General features: G+C 40.2%; 9 protein-coding genes, 4 tRNA genes and 1 riboswitch. Of the genes, 1 reads left to right on the top strand and 12 read right to left on the bottom strand.

The genetic code is table 11. From position 1 onward, the window contains the following. Position 1 precedes the first annotated feature (1 nt). From OGM16_09700 to OGM16_09675, 6 genes are all read right to left on the bottom strand, one after another. Positions 2 to 1234: a serine hydroxymethyltransferase gene (locus OGM16_09700; protein ID UYJ48431.1), complete on the bottom strand. Its 1233-nt coding sequence runs from the start codon at positions 1232 to 1234 to the stop codon at positions 2 to 4. 365 nt (positions 1235 to 1599) lie between these two features. After that, a complete protein-coding gene (recJ, locus tag OGM16_09695; protein ID UYJ45110.1) occupies positions 1600 to 3321 on the bottom strand; it encodes a single-stranded-DNA-specific exonuclease RecJ in 1722 nt (573 codons plus the stop codon). A gap of 163 nt (positions 3322 to 3484) precedes the next feature. Beyond that, positions 3485 to 3558 (bottom strand) — tRNA-Arg (locus OGM16_09690). 481 nt (positions 3559 to 4039) lie between these two features. Further along, positions 4040 to 5503 carry an alanine:cation symporter family protein gene (locus OGM16_09685; protein UYJ45109.1) on the bottom strand — a complete coding sequence of 488 codons (1464 nt, stop codon included), beginning with the start codon at positions 5501 to 5503 and terminating at the stop codon, positions 4040 to 4042. A 33-nt stretch (positions 5504 to 5536) separates the two neighbouring features. Then, a complete protein-coding gene (locus OGM16_09680; GenBank protein ID UYJ45108.1) occupies positions 5537 to 6715 on the bottom strand; it encodes a pyridoxal phosphate-dependent aminotransferase in 1179 nt (392 codons plus the stop codon). A gap of 122 nt (positions 6716 to 6837) precedes the next feature. Then, positions 6838 to 7311: a MarR family transcriptional regulator gene (locus tag OGM16_09675; protein UYJ45107.1), complete on the bottom strand. Its 474-nt coding sequence runs from the start codon at positions 7309 to 7311 to the stop codon at positions 6838 to 6840. A 185-nt stretch (positions 7312 to 7496) separates the two neighbouring features. On the opposite strand from OGM16_09675, the gene OGM16_09670 reads away from it, so the two are divergent. Continuing rightward, the gene (locus tag OGM16_09670; protein ID UYJ45106.1) at positions 7497 to 8270 is read left to right on the top strand and encodes a hypothetical protein; all 774 of its coding nucleotides are present in this window, start codon (positions 7497 to 7499) and stop codon (positions 8268 to 8270) included. Between the two features lie 76 nt (positions 8271 to 8346). Here the strand turns inward: OGM16_09670 and OGM16_09665 are convergent, their stop codons facing one another. The 6 genes from OGM16_09665 to OGM16_09640 all read right to left on the bottom strand — a co-directional run bounded on the left by OGM16_09665 (position 8347) and on the right by OGM16_09640 (position 12387). Continuing rightward, positions 8347 to 8685 carry a hypothetical protein gene (locus OGM16_09665; protein UYJ45105.1) on the bottom strand — a complete coding sequence of 113 codons (339 nt, stop codon included), beginning with the start codon at positions 8683 to 8685 and terminating at the stop codon, positions 8347 to 8349. Positions 8686 to 8799: 114 nt separating this feature from the next. After that, a tRNA-Gln gene (locus OGM16_09660) sits at positions 8800 to 8872 on the bottom strand. A gap of 49 nt (positions 8873 to 8921) precedes the next feature. Further along, a tRNA-His gene (locus OGM16_09655) sits at positions 8922 to 8995 on the bottom strand. A 31-nt stretch (positions 8996 to 9026) separates the two neighbouring features. After that, positions 9027 to 9100, bottom strand: a tRNA-Arg gene (locus tag OGM16_09650). 114 nt (positions 9101 to 9214) lie between these two features. Continuing rightward, entirely contained in the window at positions 9215 to 9853 is a 639-nt protein-coding gene (locus tag OGM16_09645; GenBank protein UYJ45104.1) for an ECF transporter S component, read from the bottom strand. Positions 9854 to 10078: 225 nt separating this feature from the next. Beyond that, a riboswitch (FMN riboswitch) is annotated at positions 10079 to 10197 on the bottom strand. Positions 10198 to 10527: 330 nt separating this feature from the next. Continuing rightward, positions 10528 to 12387 (bottom strand): hypothetical protein, encoded by a 1860-nt coding sequence (locus OGM16_09640; GenBank protein UYJ45103.1) that lies wholly within the window; start codon positions 12385 to 12387, stop codon positions 10528 to 10530. Between the last annotated feature and the right edge of the window lie 92 nt (positions 12388 to 12479).

Genomic DNA, 12479 nt, shown 5'->3' with positions numbered 1-12479 from the left:
TTTACTCATACAGCGGATACTTATCGCAAAGCTTAGTAACCTCTGCCTTGATATACTCTTTCTTATTCTCAAAGTCAGTAGCTGCCAGCCAGATGCACTCTGCGATCTTTGGCATATCCTCTTCCTTTAAGCCTCTGGTGGTAACAGCTGGTGTACCGATGCGGACGCCGGAAGTTACAAACGGGCTTCTTGGATCGTTAGGCACTGTGTTCTTGTTTAAGGTGATAAATACCTCGTCACAGCGGTTCTGCAGCTCTTTACCGGAGATATCCATACCACGCAGGTCTAACAGCATCAGATGGTTGTCTGTGCCGCCTGTAAGGATCTTAAAGCCCTGCTTCTGCAGTGCATCTGCCAGTGCTTTTGCATTTAATACTACCTGATGTGCATACTCCTTAAATTCAGGCTTTAATGCTTCACCCAGGCACACTGCCTTTGCTGCGATCACGTGCTCCAATGGGCCACCCTGGGTTCCCGGGAAGATTGCTTTATTGAAATTGAACTTCTCAGCTGCTTCTTTATTTGCTAAGATCAGACCGCCTCTTGGTCCTCTTAAAGTCTTGTGGGTGGTGGTTGTAACAACATCTGCATACGGAATTGGGCTTGGATGCTCTCCTGCTGCTACAAGTCCGGCAATGTGAGCCATATCTACCATCAGGTAAGCTCCTACCTCATCAGCGATCTCACGGAAACGCTTAAAATCAATGGTTCTTGCATAAGCGCTGGCACCTGCCACGATCAGCTTCGGCTTTGCTTCTTTTGCTTTTCTTTCCAGCTCATCATAATCAATAAAGCCTTCGTCATCTACTCCATAAGGAACAATGTTAAAATACAGTCCTGAGAAGTTTACAGGGCTCCCGTGTGTCAGATGACCGCCATGATCCAGGTTCATACCCATAACCGTATCTCCCGGTTTTAACATAGCAATAAATACCGCCATATTTGCCTGTGCACCAGAGTGTGGCTGTACATTCGCATAATCGCAGCCAAACAGCTTCTTTGCACGTTCAATGGCAATGGTTTCCAGTACGTCTACATACTGGCAGCCGCCGTAATAACGCTTGCCTGGATAACCTTCTGCGTACTTGTTAGTCAGTACAGTTCCCATAGCCATCATTACAGGTTCTGATACAATGTTTTCAGAGGCGATCAGCTCCAGATTTCTTCTCTGGCGGCCGCACTCTGCCTGAATTGCTTCTCCTACTTCCTTATCATAGGAAGTGATAAAGTCCATAACTGTATTTACCATTGTTCTACCTTCCTTTCAGTATTTACCCATACCTATAGTATTTTGTCAGTTTATTTATCCAGATATGGTGTTTTCTGCGATTATACCCCATAGTTATGCAAATTGCAAGTATCCCTTTACATACATTTCACAATTTTGGTCACAGTTCGGCCATGCGCTGGTTTGAATGAGGGAATGTGTTGCAAGCTTGCTTGCATAAGCACTTTCTCATCCAAATCAACATATGGCGGAACCACCAAGCTTCTTGTTTTCATGAATATGGAAACAAGAAGATGTCATGGCTGAACTGTAACCAATTTTGACTAAAAGCATTACTGTTCATGTGGCGCATGTATACCAGAGTCATCTCCTTAATGAAACTTCCAGTCTTTTACCACCATCTGAAGGCTTCGGTTTCCATTATATTCATTTATTGTGGGGTAATAAATAATATCCATATTCCGGCTGTTTCCCATTTCTTCCATAAATAAGTCACCTTCTGTAAATACTACCCCATCCATGGAAAATCCCCGTTCATTCATCAGGGATAATTTTACTACATTCCGGTTGCGGCCAAATACTCTGGCACTTCGTATTTTCAGGGATTTTAAAGCAAACTGGGGTTTTTCATTTCCCTGGCCAAAAGGCTCCAGAAGTTCTAATTCCTGTATCAGGCTCTCTGTTATATATTCAAAAGGCATAGGAACATCGATCCATACTCTTGGGATAAAATCATCCTCTGTAAGCCGTTCTTTTGCATTTTCATTTAACCGTCTGCGAAATTCCTCTATATTGGCCTCTTCCAGCGAAAATCCCGCTGCCATGGGATGACCACCAAATTTTAACAGAAGATCTTTTACCTCCACTAAGGCACGGAACATGTGATATGCCTCTATAGATCGTCCTGAGCCTTTTGCGCAGCCCTCTGCCCTTGTAAGGACAAATACAGGCTTATTATACCGTTCACGGATCCTGCCGGCTACAATGCCTGCCAGTGACTCATGGCAGTCCGGCAGGAAAATCACCAGAACCTTATCATCCTTAAGCTCTGTTTCTACCTGAAGGATGGCAGCCTCTGTCCCTTCCTGTGTCATGTCCTTTCGTTCATCATTTAATGCCTTTAATTCATCTGCCAGTTCATCTGCCTGGGCCTTATTTTCTGCCAGAAGCAGCTCCATAGCCATCTGGGCTGTTTTTAAACGCCCGCTGGCATTCAGGCATGGTCCCAGCACAAAACCAATATGATAGGCGCTTATGTGCTCCGGGTCCAGTGTATTTTTCTCCATGAGACTTACAAGACCCTGGATCTTTGTATCTGCCAGCTTTTTAAGACCTTCTTTTACTACAATACGGTTTTCATCCTTAAGCTTCATCACATCGCCTACTGTAGCGATGGCCGCCAGCTCCAGCATATCCAGCCATTCCTGGCGGCCGATCCCGTATTCTTCAAAAAGCACCTGGATCAGTCTATATGCCACCATAGCGCCGCAGATCTCACTAAACGGATATTTACTGTCTTTTCTCTTAGGATTGACAATGGCATCCGCAGGAGGCACGATCTCCTCTCCTAAAACCTCATCTGCCTGGATATCATGGTGATCTGTTACCACAACTGTCATTCCCAGCTTCTTTGCCTCTGCGATCTGATCAATGGCCGCAATGCCATTATCACAGGTAAGTATCATATGAATGCCGTCTGCAGCCGCTTTTTCAATAATATGTTCATTAATACCATAACCATCCTTAATGCGCTCCGGTATTACATAATCAACTTTCGCTCCTACCCGGCTCAGCCCCTTATAAAGGATGCAGGTAGAACACACACCGTCAATATCATAATCTCCCACGATCCGTATCCTGGCGCCGCTTCCTATCTTTTCCTTTAATATAGAAACAGCTTTTTCCATATCCGGGAGCAGCCGGGGATCATACAGATCCTTCAGGCTTCCGTTTAAGTATTTGTCAAATTCTTTTATATCCGTAATATCCCGGTTTCTGATGATCCGGGCGGTAATAGGACTGATATGGAACCTTGCCGCCAGACCATTAAAATCTGCTTTTTTTGCATGAAGCATCCAGACTGATTTTGTCATTCTTTTCTCCATCCTCTGTTGATCGATCCTTTTTCACTGCACTTTCCTGATCTGCCACTGGCAGATTTTTCTGTTACATGATCAGCAACCCCATTGCTGACAGGTTTGCATATAAACGCACAAGCACAAAAAAAGCAGATCCATAAAGAATCTGCTTTTTACATGCGCCAGAGAAGATTCGAACTCCCGACACTACGGTCCGTAGCCGTATGCTCTATCCAGCTGAGCTACTGACGCATTCGTTTGTGTTGCTTGCTGTGTTCCTCAGCAACGTAGATTATTATAATAAATGATATAGTTTTTGTCAACACTTTTTTTAATATTTTTTCAGAATTTTGTTTTGTTAATTTTTAGTCGAAAAATATGTTCTTTTTTACTTATAGCATTATCTGTATTGCTTATAAGTATAAACCTATCCCTCTTACAGTCTTCCTCCTATGTCAGACTGCTGTCTGCTTTTACAGATTTTTTTCATCCCGTAAATTTTTTCTTTTCTGCAATAAAACAGTCGGCCTCTGCATTGTCCATATGAACGGATGAAAAGATTCCTGTTTCGTAAAAGGAAACAACGCAAAACCAATCACAAATCAAACTATTTACGAAATCCTTTGATGCATTACACTCTATCACACCCGCTGCGTTTTCTTTTCTGGACATGGCTATTTTCAAAAAACCTAAAAAAAGCTACCGCATACCAATTTGGTATGCGGTAGTCTTCTTATTTTAGTTTTTTTTCATATTCATCTGCTATTTCATTCCAGAGATCAGCATTTTTTATGCCGCAATTGTCTGGTCGGAAAATAGGATCCTTTCCATCCTTGAATTGTTTTTCATAATCATTCCAGACCTTCCTCACAATTGGGAACAGGAAAATCACTGCAATTAGTGTAACCCAGCAAGATGCTCCGGTTCCAATATCCGCACACAACCATGCAAATTCTGTACTTGAAATACAGCCAATAAAGATTGGAATCAAAAACCATACTTTGAACAAAATCTGTGCAGTCTTACTTTTTGAATATCCCTTGAACATATAAATCAAATCAGATTCAGAAATATTAAAGCAGCCTACTAATGTCGTAAATGAAAATAATGCCAGCATAACCGCTATCATTGGATAACCGAAACCATGAATTACAGAATCCAGTGCTCCCTGTGTAAAACCAACACCAGCATTGACTCCGCTAATACCTTCATACAATACACTCCCCGCCGCATCTGTTACATTATATGTACCGGCAAGTAAAATCATTAAGGCTGTTGCGGTACAAACCAGTAATGTATCAACATATACGGATAAAGCCTGTGTCAAACCAACCTTTGCCGGGTGAGATACTCCCGCAATTGCTGCTGCTTGAGGTGTAGTTCCCATACCTGCTTCACTTGAATAGACACCTCTCTTGATACCATATGCAATTGCTGATCCCACCATACCACCAAAAATTGCATCTTTACCAAATGCACTTTTAAAAATAAGCGCAAATACTGCCGGAATTTTAGTGATATTAACGCCAAGTACAATTAAAGTAACTCCCAGGTACAGAAGGCACATGATCGGTACAATCTTTGATGTAAATCGAATAATACTTTTTAAGCCACCTGAAATGATAATTGCGGCTATAATTACCATGATAACTCCCACAATCCAGTGTGGAACACCAAAAGCATTATACATTGCATCAGCAATGGAGTTCGGCTGTGTTGTATGCAAAATGCCACAATTCAAAAGGCTGCAAAATGCAAATACGGTTCCAAACCATCCAAGGCCAAGTCCCTTTTTTACAAAAAATGAAGTACCGCCCCGATACATTCCGTCAACCTTTTCTTTATACACCTGAGCTAACGTATTTTCTGCAAAAGATGTTGCCGCTCCCAGAATTGCCATAACCCACATCCAGAATACTGCACCAGGGCCACCTGCTGCAATTGCAGTTGCAACGCCTACAATATTTCCCGTTCCAACTCTTGCCGCAACCGTCAAAGCAAATGCTTCAAATGATGTGGAGGATTCACTATCTGCACTCTTTTCAAAAACGCTATTCACCATTTGTTTTAAGTATCGAATTTGAAATCCCTTTAAGCCAACAGTATAGAGAAGTCCAACAAAAATGGAAATATAAATTAACGGGCTGCTCCACAAAACGGTGTCAAAAAAATTTAAAATGCTGGTAAGTACTTCCATACCAATCTCCCTTTCTCCTCTGTATTCAGTAAATTACACTTCTGGTTTCAATGCTTTATGAATCCGTTCCATACATTCTACAATCATACTTCTTGGACTGGCCATATTAATTCTTTCAAAGCCCTTTCCCTCATCTCCAAAAATATAACCTTCATCCAAGGCAACCTTCGCACTCTCGTGCATAAGCTTCTCCAGCTTTTTCTCATCATTGCAATATGCTCTGAAATCCAACCATATTAAATACGTTCCCTGTGTATCTGACATCGTAACTTCAGGCATATTTTTCTGAAGGAAATCATGTACATAAGCAATATTTTCATCAATATACTCTCGAACCTGATCAAGCCATTCTTCCCCGTGTGTATATGCAGCAATCATTGCAGAAATTCCCAGGGGTGCAGCCATCAAACCAAAGCAATCGTCTAACAGAAAATCAAATTTTGCTTTATATTCTTTATTCGGAATCACAATATTAGATATCTGCATTCCTGCCAAGTTAAATGTTTTGCTTGGTGCAGTACATGCAATAATCTGATCTTTATAATCTGGTGCCACAGTTAAAAGTGGATGATGCTTCATGCCCTTTCTTGTCAAATCACAATGAATTTCGTCAGAAATAATCCATTTATTGTATTTCTTACAAAGATCCACTAACTGTCTCAACTCATCTTCAGTCCATACGCGACCTACCGGATTATGTGGACTGCAAATAATAATTCCCTTATTTTGCGGATTTTTCAATTTCTCTTCAAGATCAATATAATCCATCCTATACGTATTTCCATCATGGATCAGTGGATTATTTACAACCCTTCTTCCTGCATTTTCAATTTTAATTGTAAATGGGTAGTATACTGGCCGCTGAATGATGATCCCATCTCCCGGCTCCGTTAAGGCCCGAATCAGAAATGCAAGCGCAGGAACAACTCCAGGACTAAATGATAGTTCTTCTCTTTCTATTTTCCATCCATATTGTCTCATAAACCATCCTGATACAGCCTCATAAACATCTTGATTGTCATATGCTGTATAACCGTATATCTTCCTATCAATTCTTTGATGCAGTGCTTCTATAACAGGATCAGCACAAGGAAAATCCATATCTGCAACCCAAAAAGAAAGACTGTCTTTAGGTGCTCCTTCAGGCAGACAATCTCTTTTAAAGCTGTAGGTATTACTTCTGTCAATAATTTCATCAAAATTATACTTCATTTTTCCTCTCCCTTTGTATTATTTAGATACTTAATAGTTCTTATGGTAAGATAATATCATCTTTCTTTGCATATGTAAATATCTTAAATAAACAAAATAAAACATGCACTTTTGTGCATGTTTTACATTTTGCTGTCCTCTATATCTAATTTAAAGGTTTGGTTCATCCTATCCAATATCCTGCATACTACTTCTATTTCTTTTTCTGAAAACTCTGCTAAATACTCAAATGTCCGTTCATAGCAATGTTGCTCAAATTTTTCTCTTGCCTCGTACAAGCTCCATCCAGCAGACGTCAAATTCAAAAAAGTATTTCTCCTGTTTTTTTCATTTTTTATTTGTTCAATCAATCCTTTTGTCTGCAGTTTTTTCACCATCTGACTCGCTGCACTGCTGGTTTTGTTCAAATCTTGTGCTATATCTGAAACCGTCGTTCCCGGATGCTCCCCGATATATTTTATCAAATGAGCTTCAACCTGATATAAAATCACCTCCCCATATTTTCTCGACATAGAATCATATTCTTCCATTAAATCATATGCCCGATCGATTTGGTTCAACAATTCATCTAATAGTTTTGCCCGTTCCTTCTCCATTGACTTTTTTCATCCCTTCTTTATTCTATGATCTCTCGGAATCTTCAACTCAGTAAAATCAAGGTTTTCTGATTCCTTTTTATTAAATCCCCCACTTTTTTGCCAAAAACACTTGACAAATCGCTCAAAATTTGCGGCGAAGCCGATTGAATATATTTTATTTTATCGACTGGAGGGCGATTTTTATGTTACCTGTTAATTGTGGCAGTCATGCTGACTACCACAACTTTGTTGTTACTAATCTTCGTAAATATTATCCTAATCCAAATGCTCTTGCTCGTTCCACCTGGGATATCATTGAGCGGTTTTGGAATCTCAATTTATCTTTTACCGATACTTTTATGGCTGATAAATATTCAAAATTCGGACCAACTCCACAAACTCCTTCTTGCATGCAGCGTTCTCATCTTCTTTCCATTGACTTTAAAGTTACTTCATTAACGAAGTGGGCTGCTCAGCTTAAAATGAATCCTCTTTATGCTATCCTTAGTGGATTTGAAGTTGGTAACACTCCCGGTGTTTGTACTTTTTATGATTTTTTAAACCGCTTATGGAACTCTGGTGATGATCATATGTCACCACACATCCATCCGCTGAAGACCAAGATTAAAAAGCCTAAAACAAAAGGTACAAAAGCTGATTCCGTGGAAAAAGTTACAGTTGCCGATCTTCTTCCGACCTTGGAGAAAACAGATTTCAAACTTGATGAACAGCCTTATTCTTCTCTCTTTAAAATCTATCAAAAGGAATTCCTTGAGATTTCTGTTTCTACAGGGCTTATCCATGCAGATGCTTTAGTATTAGCGGGTGATGGAATGCCTATTGTAACTTCACACAGAGAACGAAAAAAACGTATCTGCAAATGTAAAGAGAATGGTATCCATGACTGTAATTCTCTTCAAGCTCTTCACTCAGCCTTTCTCTATATTCTGACGGAAGATCGTCCCATTTTAACATAATACTCAACCAGGTCGCTATACAGGTACTTATAAAACAATCTTTAAAAATATAAAACTTTTTTTACGCATTTTCACCTTAATTTTTATCTGCATTTTTACTGCTGTCTGCACGCACTAATCCCATCACTTCCCAGATCCCATCAAAGGTTTCCTCATCTGCAAAAGAAAGCCACTGGGCCCCTTTCGTTTCTTTTTTCACCTGCTCAAAAGAAAGTCCTGCCCCGGTCATCCGGTCTCTCACATGTACATAACACATCAGCAGATCTTTTTCATCTTTCCCAGGCAGTCTTTTGGCTAATTCCCGGCAGACCTTCTCTCGTTCTTCTTCTCCACCCGGAAATATACGTTCTTTATATTTCTTCTCATCCTGTTCCCGCTCTGCCTTGCTCTTAAAGTTGATCCCCAGTATCTGCATGCCATTCTCCCTCTCTCAGTTATGTATATAATCAAAAATCCATTGTCCGTGCTTTCTCAATATGCTAAAAGCAGCCCGACTTCTGTTTTCACTGAAATCCGGCTGCTGTAGTCCCTGGGCTGGCGGGATTCGAACCCTCGTATGCAGGAGTCAAAGTCCTGTGCCTTTACCGCTTGGCGACAGCCCAAAAGTATAAGATATAAAAAATCCTCTTCCTGCTCCAGAAAGAGGATTAGGGTGAGTAGAGGGATTCGAACCCTCGGCCTCCAGAGCCACAATCTGGCGCGATAACCAACTTCGCCATACCCACCATCAATATTTTTTATTAGGCTTTTGCCTAATGAGCCTGAAGGGATTCGAACCCCCGACCCACGGCTTAGAAGGCCGTTGCTCTATCCAACTGAGCTACAGACTCATTCGCCAGCGCTTACCGCACCAACGAGGTATATCTTATCATAGAGCTTTCAGAAATGCAAGCACTTTTTTCAATTTTTTTCAAATTAATTTTCAGTATCTTTTCACGCCTTTTTCAGACTGCTTTTTTCACCCCATAAGATCCTGAAGTTCCATGGGAAGCTCCATGGATGAGAACACTGATACGCTTATAGATCACTGCTGTAATCACAGAAGTAAGTGTACCCTTTACCAGATTAAACGGTCCTACACAGAAAATAGCCAGTGTCCATACGCTGCTGACCGCCGGATTTACTGCTTCCCCTGCTTTAATAATAGTCTCAATAGGCATAAAGTTGGAATAAAACGGGATCATTACCAAAGCATTCATTACAACACCTGCTACTGCCATAAGAACAGTTCCCACTGCCATTCCTGCAAGAGCACCGTTTTTGCTCTTTTTGAAGCGATAGATAAAGCCAGCCGGAAGGATCAATGCGCAGCTCATGACTACATTGGCAAATTCACCTACAAAACCAGTGGATGTTGGCTTTAAGATCAGTTTGATCAGGATTTTTACGATCTGCATCACAATACCTGCTACAGGTCCCAATGCGAAAGTTCCTACTAACATAGGCACTTCTGCAAAATCAAGTCCATAAAAGCTGGGTGCCAGAAATGGCAGCGGCACCTCAAACAGCATAAGCACTGCAGCCAGCGCGCCAAACATGCCCATAAGCACTACATTTTTCGTGTTCATCAGTTTTCTTTCCATAAATGATGTTCCTCCCTGTTCTGAAAATGTTCTCCCGGAATCTCTCTGTGCCTGATTTTGTAAGAAGTTTTTTTGTCAGTTGTACCCAAATTTCATCACTGTACATTTCCGATATACATGGCAATAAAAAAACGGATAGCTGATCAAGCTATCCGGGGATTACTGATATTTTTCTGTTCCTCTCATGCATTTCTATCTATGAAATACATCTGAGTCTGACAGACACATCTTCTTCTCTCATCCAGACTTTACTGTCGGTCCTGGAATCTCACCAGGTCGGCCACATAACATGGTTCGCGGACTATACCGCCGGTAGGGAATTCCACCCTGCCCCGAAGAACTTATCTGTGTATCAGTATACTATTTTCTATTTTCACAGTCAATAGATTGTGGTAAAAAAGAGTACACAAAAAGCAGGTGATGGGAATCGAACGTGCGCACTTAACAAAAAACTTAGATAGAAAGGCACTTTGTACATCATCAATTCAGAGTGTAATCAAAAATGTAATCACCCCATATTTCCTATTTCATGCAGTTTAAAAGAAAAGCTGTCAAGGGATCTGCAAAGCAGATATATCTCGCCCCTTTACAGCTTTTAACCAGCGGAGAACATACAATCACCATTGAAAAAGGCTAGATTAGATGCGTAGTTATCTAATCTAGCCTTGATTATATTACCTTAAAACCTTGTAATAGGTTTCCATGCCCCAATCCCAATCAGATCCATCGTTAAGACCTCCTGTTACATCTATTCCCTCAATAGTTGGTCTTCCGTCATCTGTTCCTAACTGAAATTTAATTGTGTACTTGGCCGTTTTATAGTTATCTTCATCCCATTTGCGGTAATATTCCTTGCCCTGAACAACAAACGTATCATCACTGTTAATCGAAACACCATTAGAGAAATCAATGTCACAACCCCAGTCACTGGCATCTGCATGTTCAATAAAAGTGCCATATATTTTATTATTGGCTATCTTTGTAATTTCAACATCTCCAGTTCCAACATGCCCTACGCTATCTGTATCCGCCATTTCTTTAATGCCATAGCTACCTACATATTTACTGTAGTCTTTTGATGTTGATGAAGCACTGCTATTAGAAGTATTATTGTTTTGGGATGTAGTTGAAACAAAAAGTATGTCTCCTAGTGTAATTTCAGAAATTAATATTCCTTCGTCTTTAACGATTCCCTTTGTTAATCCATTATCAGAGAAAGTTATTATCCCTGTTTCTTCATTGTAAATATATGTTCCTTCTGAATAATAGGCACGCATAGAATTATCGTATTCATAGTCATATGTATTATCTTCATTTAAATCCAAAGTCAATACAAAATGACTGTGTATCTCACCATCATAGTAACCGCCTTCTTTTCCATCATCGTATACATATGTTCCGACTATAGTAGACTTAGAAGGATACATCTTATGGGATTCTACAACAACATTTCCGTTTCCATCAACTTGTTTTCCATCCGGTGTTGTTGTATTCACATACATTGCTCCATCAGCGCCAAAATAATAGGATTTTCCGCCGATTTCTTTCCATGTATTCGAAATCATAGAACCATCTAATACAACGTAGTACCATTTTCCAGATACATTCAGCCATTTATTTTTTGCCAGCGTTCCATTTTCATAATAATGCCAGCTTCCGTTTTCAGATACCCAGCCATTCTTCACTGTCTGCGTACTAGATGAAGTACCGCCATTTCCTGTCTGTGTTGTTGTCTGCCCGGTTACTTTTGCTCCGTTACTGTCTACTTTGGAACCATCCGGTGTAGTGGTGCTTACATACATTGCTCCATCTGAACCGAAATAATAGGACTTACCGCTAATTTCTTTCCATGTACCGGTAACCATAGAACCATCTGATACAACATAGTACCATTTTCTAGACACATTCAGCCATTTATCTTTAGCCATAGCACCATTTTCATAATAGTACCAGCTTCCGTTTTCAGATACCCAGCCATTTTTTGTTGTCTGTGTACCGGATGAAGCATTAGTATTTCCAGACTGTGCGGCTGTTTCTTCGGCAACCTTGGCCCCACTACCATCTACCTTGAAGCCATCCGGTGTAGTTGTGCTCACATACATTGCTCCGTATGGAACTTTGCTATTCATGGAATACAGCCATTTTTCTTGTTCATTATTAAAATGGTAGTTCCCCATATCTCTTACAGGCTGGAAGAAATATTCTTTTCCATCAATTTTCTGCCATCCTGTTTCCATTTTACCACTTGTTGGATTCAGATAATACCAATAGCCATCCTTATCATCATGATGCCATCCCTTTTTCATGGTCTTGTTGGTCTCATTGAAATAATACCATTCATCATTAGAGTCGAAAAACCATCCAGAATATTTTTCACCATTTGAATCCTTCAAATATTCTACACCATTTTCTGTAATAATCATTCCATTTGGTAATGCCTGTGTATTTGCATATACAGCACTTCCAAAAGGTAACACCATACTTGCTGATAAAGTTGTAATCAGCACTTTTTTTGCCAGCTTTTTACTGCTCATTGTAGATCTCCTCATTATTTTTAATGTTTGTCCTGTTACAGGACAAGTTTTTTCAAAAACCAGTATAGCATTATTTTTGTCCTATTACAAGA

The sequence above is a fragment of the Lachnospiraceae bacterium genome (genome assembly GCA_025758065.1).
In the GTDB taxonomy this organism is placed as follows: Bacteria; Bacillota; Clostridia; order Lachnospirales; family Lachnospiraceae; genus Enterocloster.
The sequence above is the reverse complement of the archived record's forward strand: the minus strand, read 5'-3'. Positions and strand labels throughout refer to the sequence as shown.

Bases quoted from the DNA above. Each gene is read 5' to 3' on its own strand.
- OGM16_09700 (UYJ48431.1), bottom strand. From the start codon at position 1,234: ATGGACTTTATCACTTCCTATGATAAGGAAGTAGGAGAAGCAATTCAG.
- recJ (UYJ45110.1), bottom strand. From the start codon at position 3,321: ATGACAAAATCAGTCTGGATGCTTCATGCAAAAAAAGCAGATTTTAAT.
- OGM16_09685 (UYJ45109.1), bottom strand. From the start codon at position 5,503: ATGGAAGTACTTACCAGCATTTTAAATTTTTTTGACACCGTTTTGTGG.
- OGM16_09680 (UYJ45108.1), bottom strand. From the start codon at position 6,715: ATGAAGTATAATTTTGATGAAATTATTGACAGAAGTAATACCTACAGC.
- OGM16_09675 (UYJ45107.1), bottom strand. From the start codon at position 7,311: ATGGAGAAGGAACGGGCAAAACTATTAGATGAATTGTTGAACCAAATC.
- OGM16_09670 (UYJ45106.1), top strand. From the start codon at position 7,497: ATGTTACCTGTTAATTGTGGCAGTCATGCTGACTACCACAACTTTGTT.
- OGM16_09665 (UYJ45105.1), bottom strand. From the start codon at position 8,685: ATGCAGATACTGGGGATCAACTTTAAGAGCAAGGCAGAGCGGGAACAG.
- OGM16_09645 (UYJ45104.1), bottom strand. From the start codon at position 9,853: ATGGAAAGAAAACTGATGAACACGAAAAATGTAGTGCTTATGGGCATG.
- OGM16_09640 (UYJ45103.1), bottom strand. From the start codon at position 12,387: ATGAGCAGTAAAAAGCTGGCAAAAAAAGTGCTGATTACAACTTTATCA.